This window comes from Klebsiella sp. 54 (genome assembly GCF_018223875.1).
Classification (GTDB): Bacteria; Pseudomonadota; Gammaproteobacteria; order Enterobacterales; family Enterobacteriaceae; genus Klebsiella; species Klebsiella quasipneumoniae.
This window is the reverse complement of sequence record NZ_JAGRRA010000005.1, coordinates 87920-103650: the sequence shown is the minus strand read 5'-3', so window position 1 is coordinate 103650 and position 15731 is coordinate 87920. Positions and strand designations below refer to the sequence as shown.

The following is a 15731-nucleotide window of genomic DNA, read 5'->3' as shown; positions in this document are numbered from 1 at the left end:
AATCATTATTTGATTGGTTTTGATTATGTTGTCACTGTGCTTCCAGGATTGCAATCATGTTTTCCATCCCTTTTGCGATCTGATACGTATGATCTCCCGTCTTTTTCACAGCTTACGTGCCTTGGTTTTTGTTTTATCTATATGATTTAAAATGTTTATTTATGTTTCATTATAAATGAATGGAAATAACCTGAGTGAAGGAAAGGATTATTGCGGTGTGCGTCACATTTAATCAAATTTAATCTTGTTGTGATTATTTTTGATTATTAGAGTGAGCAACGAGAAATGCTGAGCGTAAGGCGCGTTCAGCGCCTTCACCATCGGGAGTGTGTTATGGCAATCCTCTACAACATCTTTACCGTTTTCTTTAATCAGGTGATGACTAATGCCCCGCTGCTGTTGGGTATCGTGACCTGCCTGGGCTATATCCTGCTGCGTAAAAGCGTCAGCGTGATTATCAAAGGCACCATCAAAACCATTATCGGTTTCATGCTGTTACAAGCCGGCTCCGGCATCCTCACCAGCACCTTTAAACCGGTGGTGGCGAAAATGTCAGAGGTGTACGGCATTAACGGCGCCATCTCTGACACCTATGCCTCGATGATGGCGACCATCGACCGGATGGGCGAGGCCTATAGCTGGGTGGGCTACGCGGTGCTGCTGGCGCTGGCGCTGAATATCTGTTACGTCCTGCTGCGCCGGATTACCGGCATCCGCACCATCATGCTGACGGGCCATATCATGTTTCAGCAGGCGGGGCTGATTGCGGTCTCGTTCTTTATTTTCGGCTACTCCATGTGGACCACCATCATCTGCACCGCGGTGTTGGTGTCACTCTACTGGGGCATTACCTCCAATATGATGTACAAGCCTACTCAGCTGGTCACCGACGGCTGCGGTTTTTCTATCGGGCACCAGCAGCAGTTCGCCTCGTGGATTGCCTACAAAGTGGCGCCCTGGCTGGGGAAAAAAGAGGAGAGCGTCGAAGACCTCAAGCTGCCCGGCTGGCTGAACATCTTCCACGACAACATCGTTTCCACCGCGATTGTGATGACTATCTTCTTCGGTGCGATCCTGCTCTCTTTCGGCATTGACGTGGTGCAGGCGATGGCGGGTAAAACCCACTGGACGGTCTATATCCTGCAGACCGGTTTCTCCTTCGCGGTGGCGATTTTCATCATCACTCAGGGCGTGCGGATGTTCGTCGCCGAGCTGTCCGAAGCCTTCAACGGTATCTCGCAGCGTCTGATCCCCGGGGCGGTGCTGGCGATCGACTGCGCCGCCATCTATAGCTTCGCGCCGAATGCGGTGGTCTGGGGCTTTATGTGGGGCACCATCGGTCAGCTGATTGCCGTCGGCATTCTGGTCGGCGTCGGCTCCCCGATTCTGATTATTCCAGGTTTTATCCCTATGTTCTTCTCCAACGCGACGATTGGCGTTTTTGCCAACCACTTTGGCGGCTGGCGCGCGGCGCTCAAAATCTGCCTGGTGATGGGCATGATTGAAATATTCGGTTGCGTATGGGCGGTGAAACTCACCGGCATGAGCGCCTGGATGGGGATGGCGGACTGGTCGATTCTGGCGCCGCCGATGATGCAGGGCTTCGCCTCCGTCGGGCTGGCGTTTATGGCCGTCATCATCCTGATTGCACTGGCTTATATGTTCTTCGCCGGCCGCGCGCTGCGCGCCGAGGAGGACGCGGAAAAACAACTGGCAGAGGCCTCTGCCCAATAAGGAGTTCTGATTATGACCGTACGTATTCTGGCTGTGTGTGGTAACGGGCAAGGCAGTTCCATGATCATGAAAATGAAGGTGGACCAGTTTCTGACGCAATCCAACATCGACCACACGGTAAACAGCTGCGCGGTAGGTGAATACAAAAGCGAGCTGAACGGCGCGGATATCATCATCGCTTCAACCCATATCGCGGGGGAGATTACCGTCTCCGGTAATAAACATGTGGTGGGCGTGCGTAACATGCTTTCGCCAGCGGATTTCGGTCCCAAGCTGCTGGAGGTGATTAAAGCTCACTTCCCGCAGGACGTGAAATAAGGAGCGGCCATGAAACTTCATGAATCGCTGGCGCAGAACCACTCCATCCGCCTGCAGGCGGAAGCGGAAACCTGGCAGGAGGCGGTAAAAATCGGCGTCGATCTGCTGGTGGCCGCCGACGTCGTGGAACCGCGCTACTACCAGGCAATCCTCGACGGCGTCGCGCAGCACGGCCCCTATTTTGTGATCGCTCCGGGATTAGCCATGCCGCACGGGCGGCCGGAAGAGGGCGTCAAAAAAACCGGCTTTGCGCTGGTCACGCTAAAGAAACCGCTAATTTTCAACCACGAAGATAACGACCCGGTCGACATCCTGATCACCATGGCGGCGGTTGACGCCACCACCCACCAGGAAGTGGGCATCATGCAGATCGTTAACCTGTTTGATGATGAAGCCAATTTCGACCGTTTACGCGCCTGTCGCAGCGAGCAGGAAGTGCTGGATTTAATTAAAAACGCCACCGCAGCGGCTGTTTAAAAGGAACACTATCATGTCATTACCTATGTTACAGGTCGCACTGGACAACCAAACGCTGGCCAGCGCCTACGAGACCACCCGCCTGATCGCCGAAGAGGTGGATATCATTGAAGTCGGCACCATCCTTTGCGTCGGCGAAGGGGTGCGTGCGGTGCGCGATCTGAAAGCGCTGTACCCGCATAAAATTGTGCTGGCGGACGCCAAAATCGCCGACGCCGGCAAGATTTTGTCGCGAATGTGCTTTGAAGCCAACGCCGACTGGGTCACGGTGATCTGCTGCGCCGATATCAATACCGCCAAAGGGGCGCTGGATGTCGCCAAAGAGTTCAACGGCGACGTTCAGATCGAGCTAACCGGCTTCTGGACCTGGGAGCAGGCGCAGGCATGGCGCGAGGCGGGCATCCAGCAGGTGGTTTATCACCGCAGCCGCGACGCGCAGGCGGCGGGCGTGGCGTGGAGCGAGGCGGATATCAGCGCAATTAAGCGTCTGTCCGATATGGGCTTCAAAGTGACCGTCACCGGCGGCCTGGCGCTGGAGGACCTGCCGCTGTTCGCTGGCATCCCCATCCACGTCTTTATTGCCGGGCGCAGCATCCGCGATGCCGCTTCGCCGGTGGAAGCGGCGCGCCAGTTTAAACGCTCTATCGCCCAGCTGTGGGGTTAAGGAGCGGCTATGTTGGCGAAACAAATTCCGCTCGGCATCTATGAAAAAGCGCTCCCCGCCGGGGAGTGCTGGCTGGAGCGGCTAAAGCTGGCGAAAGCGCTGGGCTTTGATTTTGTGGAAATGTCCCTCGATGAAACGGACGCTCGCCTTGCGCGGCTGGACTGGAGCCCGGAGCAGCGTCTGGCGCTGGTCAAGGCGGTGGCCGAAACCGGCGTCCGGGTGCCATCGATGTGCCTGAGCGCCCATCGCCGTTTTCCACTGGGCAGCGAAGATGACGCGGTGCGTCTTCAGGGGCTGGAAATCATGCGCAAAGCCATCCAGCTAGCGCAGGATGTCGGGATCCGGGTGATCCAGCTGGCAGGTTACGACGTCTATTACCAGCAGGCGAACGATGAGACGCGGCGCCGCTTTCGCGATGGCCTGAAAGAGAGCGTCGAGATGGCCAGCCGGGCCCAGGTAACCCTGGCGATGGAGATTATGGACTACCCGTTGATGAACTCGATCAGCAAAGCGCTGGGCTACGCCCATTACCTGAATAATCCGTGGTTCCAGCTTTATCCCGATATCGGCAATCTGTCGGCGTGGGATAACGACGTCCAGATGGAGCTGCAGGCCGGCATGGGGCACATCGTGGCGGTGCACGTCAAAGATACCCGGCCCGGCGTCTTTAAAAACGTGCCGTTCGGCGAAGGGGTCGTCGATTTTGAACGCTGCTTCGCAACCCTCAAACAGACCGGCTACTGCGGCCCGTATCTGATTGAGATGTGGAGTGAAAGCAGCGCGGATCCGCTAGCGGAAGTGGCGAAGGCGCGCGACTGGGTGAAAGCGCGGATGGCCCGCGCCGGGCTGATGGAGGCGGCGTAATGCAACAACTGAAACAGCAGGTGTTCGAGGCCAATATGGATCTGCCGCGCTACGGCCTGGTGACCTTCACCTGGGGCAATGTCAGCGCGATTGACCGGCAGCGCGGGCTGGTGGCGATCAAACCCAGCGGCGTGGCCTACGACGCCATGACCGTCGATGACATGACGGTGGTCGATCTGCAGGGCAACGTGGTGGAAGGACGCTGGCGTCCCTCCTCTGATACCGCTACCCATCTGGCGCTCTATCGCCGTTATCCCGGCCTTGGCGGAGTGGTGCATACCCACTCGACGCACGCTACCGCCTGGGCGCAGGCGGGGCTGGCGATCCCGGCGCTCGGCACCACTCATGCGGACTATTTCTTCGGCGATATCCCTTGCACCCGGGCGCTTAGCGCGCAGGAGGTGGATGAGGCCTACGAGCTGAACACCGGAAAGGTGATTATCGAAACGCTGGGCGAGGCAAACCCGTTGCATACGCCGGGGATCGTCGTCTATCAGCACGGGCCGTTCTCCTGGGGGAAAGACGCCCACGAGGCGGTGCACAACGCGGTAGTGATGGAAGAGGTGGCGCGCATGGCGTGGATTGCCCGCGGCATTAATCCGCAGCTGCAGCCGATTGATAGCTGGCTGATGGAAAAACATTTTCTGCGTAAGCACGGGCCGAACGCCTACTACGGGCAGAAGTAAACGACGCGCTCCGGGGCTTTCACCGTCACGGTGAAACAACTGGTCTGGCCCCGGAGCCGTTTTTTAGCCCTGACGATAAGCTGAGGGCATAGCGCGCATGCCGATGAGCGTGACCACGCAAATTATCGCGCCAGCGTAAAACGTCGAAGCGGCGCCGAAGGTTTCCCACAGCACTCCGGCGCAGGTACTGGCCAGCAACAGCGCCAGGCCGCTCATCAGGTTGAACATACCGAACGCCGTGCCGCGTAGCTCCGGCGGCGCCGTATGGGCGACCATCGCCGCCAACAGCCCTTGGGTCATCCCCATGTGAATTCCCCATAGCGCGACTCCGACCAGCAGCGTGCTCCAGTGGCCGCTGAGGGCCAGCACGATATCGGCGAGGATCAGCACCAGCAGTCCCCACTGCAGCAGTTTGCTGTGGCTCATGCTGTCAGAGAGCTTGCCGAACGGGTAGGCCGTAACGCTGTAGACGAGGTTCATCGCCACCATCACCAGCGGAATAGTAAACAGCGGGATCTCCATCTGCTGGGCGCGCAGCACCAGAAAGGCTTCGCTGAAGCGGGCAAGGGTGAAGATGCTACCGATGGCGACCACCCACCAGTAGGCGGCGGAGAGCTTTTGCAGATTTTCGCGCTTCAGCGGATTACTGCGTTTATGACCGATGGCGGATTTTGGCTCCTGCAGACCAAAACCCAGCAGGAGAATGGAGAGCACGGCGGGAATAACCGCCACCCAGAATATGGCGTGAAAATCGTTGGCCCAGATAAACATCAGCAGCACAGCCAGCAGCGGGCCGAGAAAGGCGCCAATGGTATCCAGCGCCTGACGCAGCCCGTAGGCGGCGCCGCGGATCTCCGGTGGGGTGACGTCGGCGACCAGCGCGTCTCGCGGCGCGCCGCGAATGCCTTTGCCTACGCGGTCTATCATGCGGGCGCTAAACACCACGCCGGCGGTCGGGGCGATGGCAAACAGCGGCTTGCTGAGCGCGCCCAGGCCGTAGCCCAGCAGCGCCAGCCCTTTGCGCTTGCCGACGTAGTCGCTGATCGCGCCGGAGAAGACTTTCAGGATCAGGGCGGTGGCTTCCGCCAGCCCCTCGATAAGACCGATAATGATCACGCTGGCGCCGAGGGTGGTGGCCATAAACAGCGGTAAGAGACTGTGGATCATCTCGGACGACACATCCATCAGCAGGCTGACGCCGCCGAGCACCCAAACGCCTTTGGGGATGCGGCCTAAGGTGGCGAAACGCGGAACCATCCATTACTCCTGATTATCAAAAAACAGACTGATGATTAAATCAGGTTGCAATGACGCTGATAAGTCGGTTTATAAAATAATTCTCAATTGCATTTAGGTGAGGGTTTCGCTTCGCCCCTCGCGAGGAGAGGCGAAGAATGGGCCCGGCGTTAGCGGTATATCACCGCGCTGGCGCGAAGCGGGCCGTTGGTTTCTGGTTCATGCATCAGGATGGGCTGGAAGTATTTCGCCCCCTGCGCATCGCTCAGCTGGCTAAGGGCCTGTTCAGCCTCGTGCTCAGTGGCCATATTATGATTGATATAGATAACGCCGAGGCTCTGCACGTCGTCCATGTTGCGGGCCTGTCGTTCGGTGATTTGGATAGCTGCCAGCGCGTTGGCGCTGAAGAAAAGCGCAGCCATCATGGCGATGATTTTCAGTTTCATATACTACGCTCCTGACTGACAGTCCTGACGCTGACTCGGGGGCTCTCCTGTGGTCGTTGGGCTTTGATATAAGTGTAATCGCTGCGCGTTCGTCGCATGGCGACCTTTTCTGATGCAGTTGTTCAAAAAAATGCCGCTTCCTTTGCTGGTTAATTTTAAATCACCCACTTAGCGCAACTTGACGCATAGTGCGAATTATTTGTGCAAATGCGCTTGTGTTCCTGGGGGGCCGCCATTAGAATGACGCGTCAATTTTTCAGCCGCCCTTTAACACGTTCCTTGCCTCCATGGGCCGCGGCTGACCCAGACAGGAGGCTGAATAATCCGTAAGGAGCAATTCGATGCGTCATTACGAAATCGTTTTTATGGTCCATCCTGACCAGAGCGAACAGGTTCCGGGCATGATCGAACGTTACACTGGTGCAATCACTGCAGCAGCAGGTACGATCCACCGTCTGGAAGACTGGGGCCGCCGTCAGCTGGCTTATCCGATCAACAAACTGCACAAAGCTCACTACGTTCTGATGAACGTTGAAGCGCCGCAGGAAGCGATCGATGAGCTGGAAACTAACTTCCGCTTCAACGACGCCGTTATCCGCAGCATGGTAATGCGTACTAAGCACGCTGTTACCGAAGCATCTCCGATGGTTAAAGCGAAAGACGAGCGCCGTGAGCGTCGCGAAGATTTCGCCAACGAAACCGCAGATGATTCTGAAGCTGGGGATTCTGAAGAGTAATCCTGATGACCAACCGTCTGGAGCTGTCCGGCATTATTTGCAGGACTCCACTTCGTAAGGTCAGCCCGTCAGGAATTCCTCACTGCCAGTTCGTGCTTGAGCATCGTTCAGTGCAGGAGGAAGCCGGTTTTCACCGGCAGGCATGGTGTCAGATGCCCGTTATTATTAGCGGTCACGAGAACCAGGCCATTACTCACAGTATAACGGTCGGTAGCGCAGTAACCGTTCGAGGGTTCATCTCTTGCCATAAGGCAAAGAACGGCTTGAGCAAAATGGTTCTGCATGCCGAGCAGATTGAATTGATAGATTCTGGAGACTAGCCATATGGCACGTTATTTCCGTCGTCGCAAGTTCTGCCGTTTCACCGCGGAAGGCGTTCAAGAGATCGACTATAAAGATATCGCTACGCTGAAAAACTACATCACCGAAAGCGGTAAGATTGTCCCGAGCCGTATCACCGGTACCCGTGCAAAATATCAGCGTCAGCTGGCACGCGCTATCAAACGCGCTCGCTACCTGTCCCTGCTGCCGTACACTGATCGTCATCAGTAATCGGTCACGGTCCATTAATACGACTTTGAGAGGATAAGGTAATGCAAGTTATTCTGCTTGATAAAGTAGCAAACCTGGGTAGCCTGGGTGATCAGGTTAACGTTAAAGCGGGCTATGCTCGTAACTTCCTGGTCCCGCAGGGTAAAGCTGTTCCTGCTACCAAGAAAAACGTTGAATTCTTCGAAGCGCGTCGCGCTGAACTGGAAGCCAAACTGGCTGACGTTCTGGCAGCTGCTGAAGCTCGTGCTGCGCAGATCAACGCCCTGGAATCCGTAACCATCGCGTCTAAAGCTGGCGACGAAGGTAAACTGTTCGGTTCCATCGGTACTCGCGACATCGCCGACGCTGTCACTGCAGCAGGCGTTAAAGTTGCTAAGAGCGAAGTTCGCCTGCCGAACGGCGTTCTGCGTAACGTTGGCGAGCACGAAGTGGACTTCCAGGTTCACAGCGAAGTATTCGCTAAAGTTATCATCAACGTGGTTGCTGAGTAATCGGCATCTGACGTTCTGGTAACAACAAACCGCCGGCCTTGTGCCGGCGTTTTGCTTTCCAGAGCCCTTCATTTTGCGGCGGCGTAACGCTCGCTGTCGTCTTCTCTGCTAGCGCGCACGCACAAAACTGCCATTCGACTGGCGGGTAAACAGCACCTGCTGACCATTGCCGGTATCAATAGTGAGCCCGGTGACCACGCCGTTGGCGTTCTGCCGAATCTGCACCGTCTGTCCGCTCTGCAACGTACTTAATGGTTTACCAGCGCCTTCAACCTGCGCCATGGCGTAGACGTCGGTGGCCGGCAGCCCATGATCGCGGAACAGCTGGGCCAGGGTTTTGCCTGACTCGATGCGATAGGTTCGCCACTGTTGCTCAATGCCCGGCGCGGACTGCTGCGATGAGGATTGATAGGGCTGGGAGGCGGCGGGCTGCTGCGTTTGCGCCTGGTCCGGTTGCTCATCCTGAATCGGCTCCGGGGCGACCGGTGCCATCTGGTCGGCATCGCTCACGGTAGGCGTATTGGTGATCGGCGGCAGGGGAACAGCCTGATTGCCGCCAGCTTGCGGCTGGGACTGCGACTGCAGATTCAGGTTTGCTTCACGGCTGGTGGTCGCCGGGTTTTGGCTATCGTCAGAGGGAAGCAGAATGCCGATGATAACCAACAGGAAGCCAGCAATAATTCCCCGGCGGTGCATCGGGGGCAGTGGGTCCAGGAGGCGAAAATGATCCGGGGCGTGCCAGATTTTCGCCAGGGTAGATGTCAGTTCAAAGCGCCCGGGCATGGCTTTCCTCCTGCTCCGCATATTTTTATCCTGCATATGAGTATAGATGGCTAACGTCCTGATGACCGGAACAAAGTGAAGTTAACCTGATGCCGCCTATTGTTTCTTTTTCGCTGAGATTTGTCATCATCCGCCGACAAAGTTTTACCCATTTCGCTATGGCTGTTATGCTTCCGGACGCTTTTCTCTTGATGTTTATCACCCAAAAAAGGAACAAAGATGGCAACCCCAACTTTTGACACTATCGAAGCGCAGGCAAGTTACGGTATCGGCTTGCAGGTTGGACAACAGCTGAGCGAATCCGGCCTGCAGGGGCTGCTGCCGGAAGCGTTGGTGGCGGGTATCGCCGATGCGCTGGAAGGTAACCAGCCGCAGGTGCCGGTAGAAGCCGTCCACCGTGCGCTGCGTGAAATCCACGAGCGCGCCGACGCCGTGCGTCGCGAGCGTTTCCAGGCGATGGCCGCTGACGGCCAGAAGTACCTTGATGAAAACCGCGAGAAAGAGGGTGTGAACAGCACCGAGTCCGGCCTGCAGTTCCGCGTGCTGACCCAGGGCGAAGGCCCGATCCCGGCCCGTACCGACCGCGTACGCGTGCACTACACCGGCAAACTGATCGACGGCACCGTCTTCGACAGCTCCGTCGCCCGCGGCGAACCGGCAGAGTTCCCGGTGACCGGCGTAATCGGCGGCTGGATTGAAGCGCTGACCCTGATGCCGGTAGGTTCCAAATGGGAACTGACCATCCCACACAACCTGGCCTACGGCGAGCGCGGCGCTGGCGCGTCGATCCCTCCGTTCAGCACCCTGATCTTCGAAGTTGAACTGCTGGATATTATCTAAACAGCAGAGGCTTCCTCTTCCCCAGCGGCGGGGGAAGCCACAAAAATAGCGTAAAATCCTTAAGTTAAAAATTAATTGGAATTATGTTTTGCATTCATCGCATATGGGTGTATTTTTGTGAGCTATTTCGCGTTAGATGAGTGATATAACACTCACTTTAAACATAAAATTAACATTATATCTAAATCATAGTATTCATCCCTCCGATTCTTACCTAATATCGACTAGCCCTTGCTGGGGTTAATGACAGACGACAGGCCATCAGAGCCTGAACAACACAGACAGGTACAACAGGAAGAAATCACATGGTAGATCAGGTTAAAGTCGCTGCTATCGAGCAGGAGCCGACTGAACAATCGCTACGGCGAAATCTCACAAACCGACATATTCAGCTGATTGCAATTGGCGGGGCGATCGGCACTGGATTATTTATGGGTTCTGGCAAAACCATCAGCCTTGCCGGGCCATCCATTATTTTTGTTTATATGATTATCGGTTTTATGCTGTTTTTCGTTATGCGAGCCATGGGCGAATTACTGCTGTCGAACCTCGAATATAAATCCTTCAGCGACTTCGCGGCCGATCTGCTGGGCCCCTGGGCGGGCTACTTTACCGGCTGGACCTATTGGTTCTGCTGGGTGGTGACGGGGATGGCGGACGTGGTGGCGATCACCGCCTACGCGCAGTTCTGGTTTCCCGGACTCTCCGACTGGGTCGCGTCGCTGGCGGTGATCCTGCTGCTGCTGGGCCTGAACCTTGCCACCGTCAAAATGTTTGGCGAAATGGAGTTCTGGTTCGCGATGATCAAAATCGTCGCCATCGTGGCGCTGATCGTGGTCGGCCTGGTGATGGTCATGATGCATTTTAAATCGCCGACCGGCGTCGAAGCCTCTTTCGCGCATCTGTGGAATGACGGCGGCTGGTTCCCTAAAGGGCTGAGCGGCTTCTTCGCCGGCTTCCAGATTGCGGTATTCGCCTTCGTGGGGATTGAGCTGGTCGGTACCACTGCGGCTGAGACCAAAGACCCGGAAAAATCCCTGCCGCGGGCGATTAACTCCATCCCGCTGCGTATCATTATGTTCTACGTCTTCGCATTGATTGTGATTATGTCGGTGACGCCGTGGAGCTCCGTGGTGCCGAGCAAGAGCCCGTTCGTTGAGCTGTTCGTGCTGGTCGGTCTGCCGGCGGCGGCGAGCCTGATTAACTTCGTGGTGCTGACTTCCGCAGCCTCCTCAGCCAACAGCGGCGTCTTCTCCACCAGCCGTATGCTGTTCGGTCTGGCGCAGGATGGTCAGGCGCCGAAGATGTTCGCCAAGCTGTCGAAGCGTGCGGTGCCGGCGAAGGGCTTAACCTTCTCCTGCATGTGCCTGCTGGGCGGTGTGGTGATGCTGATGGTCAACCCGAGCGTGATCGCCGCGTTCACCATGATCACCACGGTGTCGGCGATCCTGTTCATGTTCGTCTGGACGATTATCCTTTGCTCTTACCTGGTCTATCGTAAAAAGCGTCCGCAGCTGCACGAGAAGTCCAAGTATAAGATGCCGCTGGGCAAATTAATGTGCTGGGTGTGCATGGCCTTCTTCGTCTTCGTACTGGTGCTGTTGACCCTCGAAGATGATACCCGTGAAGCGCTGATGGTCACCCCGCTGTGGTTTGTTCTGCTGGGTGCGGGCTGGCTGTTTGCCGGCAAAAAACGTCTGGCGAAATAAACGAAAATTTTAACGTTGCTTGCAACGGATCGTCATAAAAAAGGCCACTCAAAGTGGCCAAATAAGACGGACAATGTCGAGGGCGCCTGCGGGCGCCTTTTTCTTTACTGACCGGCGAGCGCACGCGGGAACAGCACGTTATTTTCCAGACTGATGTGCTCCATCAGATCGTCGATCATCTCGTTGATACCGTTATACATTGCCTTCCAGGTGGTGCAGGCTTCCGGCGGCGGCGTCACGTTATGGGTGATATGTTTGATTACCTCGAGCAGTTCGCCCGCTTCATCATGCTCGCTTTCCATTACGCCGATCGGGCCCCCGGCCTGGGCGCCCATCCCCTGTTTGATCATCGGAAACAGGATCTGCTCCTCTTTCATCATGTGGCTGGAGAGCTCCTGCTGCAGCATGGTCAGGTACTTCGTCAGCCCTTTCGGCACATTCGGTTTATCGGCGTGGACCCGTTCAACCTTGGTGGCTTGCAGGATCAGCTCCGGCAGCTGTTCGCGGTGCCGGTCATGATAGCGAACGATGATATGGTCGATGATCTCCGCCAGAGGCGCCGCGCGCCAGTCGCGGGTGATAGGCTCCCCGGCCAGTTTCTCCAGCTCGGCCTCAATCACCGCGACATCCAGCGCTTTGCGCGATGCGGCGCGCGCCAGCGTCTGTTTGCCGCCGCAGCAGTAATCCATATCGTATTGACGGAACAGGGCGGAGGCGCGCGGGATGGTCAGCGCCAGCTCGCCTAAAGGTTGGTCACGGAAAGCCATAGCAGTTACCTCGTCATCAGGAATATAAGATGTATTTTAAATACATCTTTTTGGCGAGGGAATACCCCTTAATAGGGCCCGGCTACTTTTTTTCGTTCGTCAGCGGTTGCAACGTTGTTTTTTCCGGCCTGGCGCGGACGGCGGAGACCACGCCGAGCACCAGCAGCAGGATACCGCTCAGGGTCAGCAGCGGCGGTAAACTTTGCCGCAACAGAAAGGTATACAGAAGCCCGGCCAGGGTTTCGAAAACGATAAGCGGCCCGAGGATCACCGTCGGTAATCGTTGACTGGCAATATTCCAGCACAGCGCGCCGACCCATGAGCAGAGCACCGCGATGGCCAGCATCAGCGTAATAAACACCGCCGGGCGCGGGCCGAAGGGCAGGGGGAACCCGGCCTGCTGACCGTGCAGCCAGGCGCAGGCGGCGAGATAGCCGGCCAGCGAAACCGGAAGCGTCACCAGCGCCTGAGCGGTAGCCCACATCATCGGCGGTTGATGCGGGTTCTCCCGAAGCCAGCGGGCGTTGCGCAGGGCATACCAGGCCCAGCAGACCACCGACCCCAGCGCCAGCGCAATGCCGGAGCCGTAGCGCCACGGGCTAAAATCAGGCAGCCCCTGGCGCAGTTCCGCGACGTTAACGCAGATCAGGCCGACGGCGATGCAGACCAGCGCCGGAAACAGGCGCCGCCATGGCAGCTTTCCGTCGCGCTGGCTGTAGAGCAGATTGGCGAAGACCGGCAATACCACCGGCAGCGTGCCGATAATCATGGTGGAGACCGGCGCCCCGGTACGCTGAATGGCGCTGGCCAGGCAGACGTAATAGATAAGATTTCCCATCATCGTCAGACCCAGCGCGGTCCACCAGTCGTTCCGGCTCAGCTGGCGCAAACGCGCGCGCCCGAGCCATGCCAGCGGCAGGGCGATCAGACCCAGCGCCAGATAGCGTCCCATCGACTGCAGCATCGCCGGATACTCTGGCACCAGCAAAGGCCCGACGAAAATTAAACCCCACATCAGCCCCGCCAGCAGGGCGTACAACACACCACTAATCATCATTGCATCCATTGTCATCACGGTTGTCTGCAGTGTAGAAGGAGGCCGGGCGGGAATATTGTATGAGATTGCGCATCAGCGCCTGGCGACCTGCTTCTGATAGCGTACCGGCGTAATGCCGTAACGCTGGGTGAAGGTGCGGGTCAGGTGAGACTGGTCGGTGAGGCCGACGGCTATCGCCACTTCGGCGGCGGGCATGCCGTGGGTGAGAAATGCTTTGGCGCGCCACAGGCGGATGGCCATCAGCATCTGATGGGGCGTTACGTGATAGTGGGCTTTAAACTGGCGCTGAAAGTGGTACGGGCTCAGCGCCGCCACCTGCGCCAGCTCGTCGAGGGTGATGGGGCGCATATAGTTATCATGCAGGTAGTCGCGCACGCGGTCGAAGCGATGCCCGGCCTCACCCTGCGCCGAGGCATGGTGGGCCAGAGGGCGGAAGGCGTCGATGAGGTCGAGCAGCATTCCCTGCTGGGCCAGCGCATCTTCGCTGTGCCACAGACCGTAAATCAGCTGGCCAATCCGCCGGGACCGCAGGGGATCCTCGCGAACCACCTCGCTGAACCACCAGTCGCGCACCCCGGTGATGGCTTCCAGACGGTCGGGCTCCAGATAAATCATCCGGTAGCGCCAGCCGTCGGCGGTTTCCGCTTCGCCGGTGTGCAGCTCGTCGGGATTCATGGTGACAATGGCATTGGCGGCGGCGATGTGCTGACTGCCGCGGTAGCGAAAGCGCTCGGCGCCCTGCTCAATCACGCCAATGCCGAAAGCTTCGTGGGTATGGGGTTCAAAGGCGTAGCGGGAGATATGGGCGTGGTAAAGCTCTACCCCGGGCAGCTGTTCGAGATGGCGAAAGCGCGCGCGATCTTTTTCATCACTAAATTGGGGTGGTACGCCCTGCATGCCTGCCTCCCGACGATTAATCTCTTCAATATGAGAGAGGAACCGCCGGGACGCAACCGCAAAAGCTGAGAGGGGCGGTTACAGAATGCCTTTCACGCTTTCGGCAAGGGAGGTGGTCGGACGGCCGATCAACGTACTCAGGGTGCGGCTGTCGTCAAACAGCCCGCCTTTCGAGGCGCCGACGTCGGAGTCTGCCAGCATATCGGCCAGACCCGCCGGCAGGCCGACGCTTTTCAGCGCGGCGGCGAAGTCGGCTTCGCTGAGATTTTGGTAGACCACGTTTTTACCGCTTTGCTTGCTCAGCTCAGCAGCCAGGTCGCTCAGCGTCCAGGCGTTATCACCCGCCAGTTCATAAACTTTCCCTGCATGGCCTTCACCGGCGATAACGCGGGCGGCCGCGGCGGCATAATCTGCGCGGGTAGCGGAGGCAATTTTACCTTCGCCGGCGGCGCCGATAAACACGCCGTGCTCCAGCGCCGGCGGCGCGCTGGCCAGATAGTTTTCATTATACCAGCCGTTACGCAGCAGGGCGTAAGCGATACCCGAGTCGGCCAGCATCTGCTCAGTTGCAATATGCTCTGCGGCCAGGCCCAGCGGCGAAGTGTCGGCGTGCAGCAGGCTGGTGTAGGCGATGAACTTCACCCCAGCGGCTTTGGCGGCGTTGATGACGTTGCGGTGCTGTACGGCGCGCTGGCCGACTTCGCTGGAGGAGATTAACAGCAGTTTATCCACGCCCTGCAGCGCGGCGGTCAGCGCCGCTTCGTCGCTATAGTCGGCCTGGCGGACGACAACGCCCTGCTGGCTGAGAGTCTGGGCTTTGGCCGGGTTGCGGACAATCGCCACAATCTGGCCGGCAGGGACGGTTTTAAGCAGATCTTGCAGAACGTAGTGGCCAAGCTGGCCGGTGGCACCGGTAAGAGCGATCATTAGTCTTCTCCTTCGTGTTTAGTGGCAGTTGTGGTAAGCTAACACCTTAACTAACTTTTAGTAAGTACGTACAAAAAGGTAAGTGTGAAAATGGCCGAACCGACGCTGAGCGAGAAACTGCGCAATGGCAATTTGTTTGCGGAACAGTGCCCGTCGCGCGATGTGCTTAAACATGTCACCAGCCGCTGGGGCGTGTTGATTCTGGTGGCGCTGCGCGAAGGAACCCATCGCTTCAGCGATCTGCGGCGCAAAATGGGCGGGGTCAGCGAAAAGATGCTGGCGCAGTCGCTGCAGGCCCTGGAGCAGGATGGTTTTATCGACCGCGTCTCTTATCCGGTGGTGCCGCCGCACGTTGAATATAGCCTGACGCCGCTCGGCCTGCAGGTGAGCGAGAAGGTGGCGGCCCTGGCGGACTGGATCGAGGTTAATCTGCCGGCGGTGCTGGCTAGCCACGAGGAGTGAAAATGTATCACTCCCTGTAGCCCCGGTAAGCGCAGCGCCACCGGGGAGATGTTCCCGGATAGCGGCTGGCGCCTTATCCGGGCT

20 protein-coding genes are annotated in these 15731 nt (G+C 57.6%); 13 read left to right on the top strand and 7 right to left on the bottom strand.

The window, feature by feature from the left end; translation table 11 throughout:
• The first annotated feature begins 333 nt into the window (after positions 1–333).
• Genes ulaA through KHQ24_RS13815 form a run of 6 tightly spaced genes read left to right on the top strand, consistent with a single transcriptional unit; the run spans position 334 to position 4743 of the window.
• The gene (ulaA, locus tag KHQ24_RS13840; RefSeq protein WP_023319569.1) at positions 334–1734 is read left to right on the top strand and encodes a PTS ascorbate transporter subunit IIC; all 1401 of its coding nucleotides are present in this window, start codon (positions 334–336) and stop codon (positions 1732–1734) included.
• Between the two features lie 12 nt (positions 1735–1746).
• Positions 1747–2052: a PTS ascorbate transporter subunit IIB gene (gene ulaB, locus KHQ24_RS13835; protein WP_002885682.1), complete on the top strand. Its 306-nt coding sequence runs from the start codon at positions 1747–1749 to the stop codon at positions 2050–2052.
• Between the two features lie 9 nt (positions 2053–2061).
• Positions 2062–2529 (top strand): PTS ascorbate transporter subunit IIA, encoded by a 468-nt coding sequence (gene ulaC / locus KHQ24_RS13830; protein ID WP_002885683.1) that lies wholly within the window; start codon positions 2062–2064, stop codon positions 2527–2529.
• A 13-nt stretch (positions 2530–2542) separates the two neighbouring features.
• A complete protein-coding gene (ulaD, locus tag KHQ24_RS13825; RefSeq protein ID WP_008807179.1) occupies positions 2543–3193 on the top strand; it encodes a 3-keto-L-gulonate-6-phosphate decarboxylase UlaD in 651 nt (216 codons plus the stop codon).
• A gap of 9 nt (positions 3194–3202) precedes the next feature.
• Positions 3203–4057 carry an L-ribulose-5-phosphate 3-epimerase gene (locus KHQ24_RS13820; RefSeq protein WP_017900591.1) on the top strand — a complete coding sequence of 285 codons (855 nt, stop codon included), beginning with the start codon at positions 3203–3205 and terminating at the stop codon, positions 4055–4057.
• Positions 4057–4743 (top strand): L-ribulose-5-phosphate 4-epimerase, encoded by a 687-nt coding sequence (locus tag KHQ24_RS13815; protein ID WP_004206461.1) that lies wholly within the window; start codon positions 4057–4059, stop codon positions 4741–4743. Before KHQ24_RS13820 ends, KHQ24_RS13815 begins: the two co-directional genes overlap by 1 nt.
• Positions 4744–4806: 63 nt before the next feature.
• On the opposite strand, the gene KHQ24_RS13810 is transcribed toward KHQ24_RS13815, so the two are convergent.
• Both KHQ24_RS13810 and KHQ24_RS13805 read right to left on the bottom strand, forming a co-directional pair.
• Positions 4807–6000 (bottom strand): MFS transporter, encoded by a 1194-nt coding sequence (locus tag KHQ24_RS13810; RefSeq protein WP_004206462.1) that lies wholly within the window; start codon positions 5998–6000, stop codon positions 4807–4809.
• Between the two features lie 149 nt (positions 6001–6149).
• Positions 6150–6425, bottom strand: a complete 276-nt coding sequence (locus KHQ24_RS13805; protein WP_004206463.1) for a DUF1471 domain-containing protein — start codon at positions 6423–6425, stop codon at positions 6150–6152.
• Positions 6426–6766: 341 nt separating this feature from the next.
• Between KHQ24_RS13805 and rpsF the strand changes: the two genes are divergently transcribed.
• Genes rpsF through rplI form a run of 4 tightly spaced genes read left to right on the top strand, consistent with a single transcriptional unit; the run spans position 6767 to position 8205 of the window.
• Positions 6767–7162 carry a 30S ribosomal protein S6 gene (gene rpsF / locus KHQ24_RS13800; protein WP_002885691.1) on the top strand — a complete coding sequence of 132 codons (396 nt, stop codon included), beginning with the start codon at positions 6767–6769 and terminating at the stop codon, positions 7160–7162.
• 5 nt (positions 7163–7167) lie between these two features.
• Complete coding sequence (gene priB, locus KHQ24_RS13795; RefSeq protein WP_002885722.1) at positions 7168–7482, top strand: primosomal replication protein N; 315 nt, start codon at positions 7168–7170, stop codon at positions 7480–7482.
• Between the two features lie 4 nt (positions 7483–7486).
• Positions 7487–7714, top strand: a complete 228-nt coding sequence (rpsR, locus tag KHQ24_RS13790; protein WP_000135199.1) for a 30S ribosomal protein S18 — start codon at positions 7487–7489, stop codon at positions 7712–7714.
• Positions 7715–7755: 41 nt separating this feature from the next.
• Positions 7756–8205: a 50S ribosomal protein L9 gene (gene rplI, locus KHQ24_RS13785; protein ID WP_004206464.1), complete on the top strand. Its 450-nt coding sequence runs from the start codon at positions 7756–7758 to the stop codon at positions 8203–8205.
• Positions 8206–8313: 108 nt separating this feature from the next.
• Here the strand turns inward: rplI and KHQ24_RS13780 are convergent, their stop codons facing one another.
• A complete protein-coding gene (locus KHQ24_RS13780) occupies positions 8314–8988 on the bottom strand; it encodes a LysM-like peptidoglycan-binding domain-containing protein (protein ID WP_023319573.1) in 675 nt (224 codons plus the stop codon).
• Between the two features lie 219 nt (positions 8989–9207).
• On the opposite strand from KHQ24_RS13780, the gene fklB reads away from it, so the two are divergent.
• A complete protein-coding gene (gene fklB, locus KHQ24_RS13775; protein ID WP_002886687.1) occupies positions 9208–9828 on the top strand; it encodes an FKBP-type peptidyl-prolyl cis-trans isomerase in 621 nt (206 codons plus the stop codon).
• Between the two features lie 305 nt (positions 9829–10133).
• On the top strand, positions 10134–11537 hold the full coding sequence (cycA, locus tag KHQ24_RS13770; RefSeq protein WP_004206470.1) for a D-serine/D-alanine/glycine transporter: 1404 nt from the start codon (positions 10134–10136) through the stop codon (positions 11535–11537).
• A 104-nt stretch (positions 11538–11641) separates the two neighbouring features.
• On the opposite strand, the gene ytfE is transcribed toward cycA, so the two are convergent.
• The 4 genes from ytfE to KHQ24_RS13750 form a co-directional block, all read right to left on the bottom strand.
• The gene (ytfE, locus tag KHQ24_RS13765) at positions 11642–12304 is read right to left on the bottom strand and encodes an iron-sulfur cluster repair protein YtfE (protein ID WP_004206471.1); all 663 of its coding nucleotides are present in this window, start codon (positions 12302–12304) and stop codon (positions 11642–11644) included.
• Between the two features lie 82 nt (positions 12305–12386).
• Positions 12387–13358: a DMT family transporter gene (locus KHQ24_RS13760; RefSeq protein ID WP_053810846.1), complete on the bottom strand. Its 972-nt coding sequence runs from the start codon at positions 13356–13358 to the stop codon at positions 12387–12389.
• Between the two features lie 75 nt (positions 13359–13433).
• Positions 13434–14258, bottom strand: a complete 825-nt coding sequence (locus KHQ24_RS13755) for an AraC family transcriptional regulator (RefSeq protein WP_048294052.1) — start codon at positions 14256–14258, stop codon at positions 13434–13436.
• 78 nt (positions 14259–14336) lie between these two features.
• Complete coding sequence (locus KHQ24_RS13750) at positions 14337–15185, bottom strand: SDR family oxidoreductase (protein WP_211777325.1); 849 nt, start codon at positions 15183–15185, stop codon at positions 14337–14339.
• Positions 15186–15275: 90 nt separating this feature from the next.
• On the opposite strand from KHQ24_RS13750, the gene KHQ24_RS13745 reads away from it, so the two are divergent.
• Complete coding sequence (locus KHQ24_RS13745; RefSeq protein WP_004206475.1) at positions 15276–15647, top strand: winged helix-turn-helix transcriptional regulator; 372 nt, start codon at positions 15276–15278, stop codon at positions 15645–15647.
• Positions 15648–15731: the final 84 nt, after the last annotated feature.